The organism is Cupriavidus sp. SIMBA_020 (assembly GCF_046535395.1).
In the GTDB taxonomy this organism is placed as follows: domain Bacteria; phylum Pseudomonadota; class Gammaproteobacteria; order Burkholderiales; family Burkholderiaceae; genus Cupriavidus; species Cupriavidus campinensis.
Genome location: NZ_JAWRWU010000187.1, coordinates 1 through 347, shown reverse-complemented (window position 1 = coordinate 347; position 347 = coordinate 1). Strand labels below are relative to the sequence as shown.

1 protein-coding gene is annotated in these 347 nt (G+C 67.4%); it reads left to right on the top strand.

Going from position 1 to position 347, the window contains the following annotated elements:
• Positions 1-347, top strand: a 347-nt coding sequence (locus SB751_RS28755) for a dihydroxy-acid dehydratase (RefSeq protein WP_410748880.1), incomplete at both ends; no start/stop codon positions are given.

Genomic DNA, 347 nt, shown 5'->3' with positions numbered 1-347 from the left:
ACACCACGGGCAAGCGCGCCGTCGATCTCGTGCGCGAGGACGTGCGACCGTCGACGATCATGACGCGCGCAGCGTTCGAAAACGCGATTGTCGTGGCGTCGGCGCTCGGTGCATCGACGAATTGCCCGCCGCATCTGATCGCGATTGCGCGTCACATGGGCATCGATCTCACGCTCGAAGACTGGCAGCGTTTCGGCGAGCAGGTGCCGCTGCTCGCGAACACCATGCCGGCGGGCGAATATCTGGGCGAGAGTTTCCATCGCGCGGGCGGCGTGCCGACCGTGCTGCGCGAACTCGATCGCGCGGGGCTGCTGCATGGCGAGTGCCGGACGGTGTCGGGACGCACG